Below are 1250 nucleotides of genomic sequence, written 5' to 3' on the forward strand. Positions count from 1 at the left end.
TCCTGGTGATCATCCAGATGAGTCATTTAGTGTAGCAGATGCTAACTATCCTTCAGAACAAGAGTTTTTATATTATGTTCCTTTAGCGACCCAAAAAGATAAAAAATTAATTTTATTGTATAACTCCCTTTTGGAAAATATTAAAACAAAGAATAATTACTATTTAAACCTACCTGATAACCAGATTCCAGATACAACATATATAAATTTATTAAATAATGAAATTTGGGACGTATATCTTCAGATTGAATATAATAGACGACAACTAACTGAAGAATTTCGGACTACACCAGACATAGGTATTTTAGAGAATGGTTGGAAAGAAGCAAGTTCATCTTTAATGAGTAGTTTCAAAGAACCATCAGTATTCGTCCAATATGATTTTTCCCCTTCTGAATGGACATCAAATACGATTTTAGTTATTCCGGGTGGCGGTTTATCTGGTTTAGACAACTCCCAGCAATTCAAAGACAACCTTGCACAATTTGTTTCTTCTGGTGGCACAATTGTTTGCCTTTCTCAACAGCACGGGTATGAATATTCATCTTTACCTGGAGGGGAACAAATATCAGCTTATGGCTGGCTTGAAGATCAAGGATGTTTTTCCAATGCTATTTATATCGATCAATGGCATCAGATTTTATCAGGGCAGATTTCAAACATGATTTCAGCCAGTGTAGATGGATACTTTACAGGCTATCCTGATTCCACAACTGTTCTTTTGCGAAGGACCAAAAATAACGAACCCGCGATGATAATGTATCCATACGGCCAGGGATGGGTAATCGCCACAACCATGTATGAGGATTGGGCGTATGGTAACGGGCAATCCAGTGCGCAGGGACGTGCGTTAATTCGCGATATTGTTGCGTGGGCTAAAAAACCTCAAGCATTGCCGGAAGCAAAGCCCGGGCAGGCTATTAATATTGAGGTATCAGTTAGAAATAATTCTCAATCCAATGCCGGTCAGGTAAGATTTGTTATACTCGACCCGGATCGGAACAAAATCAATGAGTCTATTCAACCCATTTCTCTTGATTCAGGTCAGGGGACAAATATAGTTACAACTTATAACTCTCAACTGGGGGATCCTTTGGGTATCTGGTTGGTGGATTATGAATTACTCGACTCAAACGGGACTGTTCTTCAATCCCAGGCAGAAGGCGAGCGTTTTGCAATAAGCAATCCTCCATCCGGCACACAGCCAAATCCTGATTTCATGGTCTGGGCGACATCGACAACTGAGCAGG

The 1250-nt window shown here is 39.8% G+C and carries 1 protein-coding gene; it reads left to right on the forward strand.

Features of this window, described 5'->3' with window-relative positions; translation table 11 throughout:
* Positions 1–1250: hypothetical protein (locus AB1414_21125; GenBank protein ID MEW6609915.1), on the forward strand; the 1250-nt coding region annotated here is incomplete at both ends.

Source organism: bacterium (genome assembly GCA_040755795.1).
In the GTDB taxonomy this organism is placed as follows: domain Bacteria; phylum UBA9089; class CG2-30-40-21; order CG2-30-40-21; family SBAY01; genus JBFLXS01.